Source organism: Neisseria sp. P0021.S005 (assembly GCF_051956955.1).
In genome coordinates, this window is record NZ_JBQCWY010000348.1 from 1 (window position 1) to 3,180 (window position 3,180).

Here is a 3,180-nt window from a genome sequence, read left to right on the forward strand (position 1 = left end):
GCCTTTGACGGCTTCTTTGCCGTGGCCTTCTTGCAAGTCTTCAATAATCAGGCTCATGATGTTCCTTTCGGATGTATGGTGAAAATCGGCTCAAGATTACCATATTGTGCGCAATCGTGAAACAAAGCTGCCCATATGGCCGGCAGCAAAAAGGCCGTCTGAAACGGATTTTCAGACGGCCTTGTTTTATGCTAACCCTTATTTGTTGTCAGGTTGGGATTTGACATCGTGGGAGACGGGCAGCTCAGGCATGGTTCGGGCAGACTCCGGAACATTGCCGGAAAGGGCTTTCAAGAAGGCAACGATGTTTTCAGTGTCTTCCGGAGCCAGGGTTTTACCCAATTGAGCTTTCGCCATGATGTTGACGGCTTTATCCAATTCCCAAACGCTGCCGTTGTGGAAGTATGGATAGGTACGTTCAACGTTTCTCAAGCCGGGAACACGGAAGAAGAATTCGTCTTCGGCTTTTTTGGTTACGTCCGCACGGCCTTTGTCGTGTTTAGGATCGTCGATGTGTTTCCAGTAAGGACCATCCACCAAACCGAATTTTTGGAACATGGTACCGCCCAAGTTGACGCCGTTGTGACAAGCGATACAGCCGTTGTCCATAAATGCGCGTACGCCTTTGCGTTCTTGTTCGCTCAGGGCAGATACGTTGCCTTTCAGGTAGTCGTCCCAACGGGTCGGAGTCAGCAGGGTACGTTCAAACGCGCCCAATGCAGTGGTGATGTTTTTAAAGGAAACCGCGCCGTCTTCAGGGAATGCGGCTTTGAATTTTTCTTGGTATTCAGGGATACCGGCGATTTTGGCGGCGGCATCGGCTTCGGTCGCGTTGGCCATTTCAACCGGGTTGAGCAATGGGCCGCCGGCTTGTTCTTCCACATCGGCGGCACGGCCGTCCCAGAATTGGCTTCCCAACAAGGCGGCATTCAGGGCAGTCGGGGGGTTACGGGCGCCGAATTGGCTTTTGTGGCCCGCGCTGGTCGGCATGTTGTCTACGCCAGCAGTTGCCAAGTTGTGGCAGGAGTTACAGCTGACGGTGTTGCCTTTGGACAGGCGGGTTTCGTACCAAAGTTGTTGGCCGAGTTTGACCTGCTCTTCGGTAAACGGACGGATTTTTTGCATTTCGGCCGCATCAGGCAAAGGTTTGAACACGGTTTGCGCGCGTTCCAACAGGGCTTTGTCTTCGGCAGAAACATCGGCGGAATTTTGAGGGGCCGAAACAGCGGCGGTGCTTGCGGCAGCATCGGCAGCGCTCGCGGCAGAAGCCGCTTGAGGGGTTTCGGTTGTTTGAGCCGTTTTCTCGCCGCAGGCGGTCAGCGCGGCAGAAACGGCCAAAGCCAAAGCGATTTGGTGGAGTTTTAAACGTGGCATAGGAGGGTTCCTTTGTTATGCGTTTGTTATGTCATGGATTGCTGATTGCACCAGCAATATGCCAACTATAAAAGATAAGGCGGTTTTAATTTTTGTTGTAAATCAACCTTTTAAATTTGATAAATTCTGAAAATATCACTGATAGGGAAATTTATACTATGGAACTTTTTTATTATTTATTTACAATTGCTTAGATAAATTAAGGCCGTCTGAAAAAATAAAATTCAGACGGCCTTATTCAGACGGCCTTTTAGTTTTTATTGATTACGTCCGTTATTTTATTTTAAAAAATCTTAATAAATATGGGGTTATTAAAAAATAAAAATAATTTGCGTTATTAAGCATAAAGCGTTATAAATGCGTTAACAAATGAACATTTCACTTTAGAGTTTTTTATGCTGATTGCTTTATTGATTATGCTGCGCGAGGGCATCGAAGCCGCCCTGATCGTCGGCATTGTTGCCAGTTTTTTGAAACAGTCGGGACACAGCGAGCTGATGCCGAAGGTTTGGCTGGGCGTGTTTTTGGCTTCGGTCATGTGTTTGGGTATTGGTTACGGCATTCATTCCGCTACCGGCGAGATTCCGCAAAAAGAACAGGAATTGGTGGTCGGCGCCATCGGCCTGGTGGCTGTGGCGATGCTGACGTACATGATTTTGTGGATGAAGAAGGCCGCGCGTTCGATGAAACAGCATCTTCAGGATTCTGTTCAGTCGGCCTTAAACCGCGGCAGCGGCCAGGGTTGGGCCTTGGTCGGCATGGCGTTTTTGGCTGTGGCGCGCGAAGGTTTGGAGAGTGTGTTTTTCCTGCTGGCCGTGTTCCAGCAAAGCCCGACGTGGTCTATGCCGATAGGCGCGGTGTTGGGTCTGTTGGTGGCGGTTGTCATCGGTACGCTGATTTATCAGGGCGGTATGCGCCTGAACTTGGCGAAGTTTTTCCGTTGGACGGGCGCGTTTTTGATTGTGGTAGCGGCCGGTCTGTTGGCCGGTTCATTTCGCGCGCTGCATGAGGCCGGCGTATGGAATGTGATGCAGGATATTGCTTTCGACACATCGAAATATTTGCATGAAGACAGCCCTTTAGGCGTGCTGCTCGGCGGTTTCTTCGGCTATACCGACCACCCGACCGAAGGCGAAGTCCTGATTTGGCTGCTGTATCTGGTTCCCGTCATGATTTGGTTTTTGCGCGGCAGTGCGCCAGCAAAAACGTTAACTAAATAAGAAGGAAGTAAAATGAAAAAATTCAATCTGACTGCTTTGTCTGTAATGCTGGCTCTGGGTTTGACCGCGTGTCAGCCGCCTGAAGCCGAAAAAGCCGCGCCTGCCGCTTCAGGCGCATCCGCTGCCGCCAATGCCGACGGTTCGGTCAATATCGGTGTGAACGATACTGCCTGCGAACCGATGGAATTGACCGTCCCCAGCGGCCAAGTCGTGTTCAACATTAAAAACGACAGCGGCCGCAAGCTGGAATGGGAAATCCTGAAAGGCGTGATGGTGGTGGACGAGCGTGAAAACATCGCCCCGGGTTTATCCGACAAAATGACCGTTACCCTACTGCCGGGCGAATACGAAATGACTTGCGGCCTGTTGACAAATCCGCGCGGTAAGCTGATTGTTACCGACAGCGGCTTCAAAGACACTGCCAACGAAGCGGATTTGGAAAAACTGTCCCAACCGCTCGCCGACTATAAAGCTTACGTTCAAGGCGAGGTTAAAGAGCTGGTGGCGAAAACCAAAACCTTTACCGAAGCCGTTAAAGCCGGCGACATTGAAAAGGCCAAATCCCTGTTTGCCGCCACCCGCGTCC

The 3,180-nt window shown here is 50.7% G+C and carries 3 protein-coding genes; 2 read left to right on the top strand and 1 reads right to left on the bottom strand.

Going from position 1 to position 3,180, the window contains the following annotated elements; genetic code table 11:
* Positions 1 to 198: 198 nt before the first annotated feature.
* A complete protein-coding gene (locus tag ACTHUE_RS13970; protein WP_049333127.1) occupies positions 199 to 1,374 on the bottom strand; it encodes a cytochrome-c peroxidase in 1,176 nt (391 codons plus the stop codon).
* A gap of 395 nt (positions 1,375 to 1,769) precedes the next feature.
* Here ACTHUE_RS13970 and efeU point away from each other — a divergent pair, with 395 nt between their 5' ends.
* Positions 1,770 to 2,594 carry an iron uptake transporter permease EfeU gene (gene efeU, locus ACTHUE_RS13975; protein WP_036492490.1) on the top strand — a complete coding sequence of 275 codons (825 nt, stop codon included), beginning with the start codon at positions 1,770 to 1,772 and terminating at the stop codon, positions 2,592 to 2,594.
* A 12-nt stretch (positions 2,595 to 2,606) separates the two neighbouring features.
* The coding region (locus tag ACTHUE_RS13980; protein ID WP_440423772.1) for a cupredoxin domain-containing protein at positions 2,607 to 3,180 on the top strand (574 nt) is incomplete at its 3' end.

Excerpts from the sequence above, each read along its gene's own strand:
- ACTHUE_RS13970 (WP_049333127.1), bottom strand. The coding sequence starts at position 1,374 with ATGCCACGTTTAAAACTCCACCAAATCGCTTTGGCTTTGGCCGTTTCT.
- efeU (WP_036492490.1), top strand. The coding sequence starts at position 1,770 with ATGCTGATTGCTTTATTGATTATGCTGCGCGAGGGCATCGAAGCCGCC.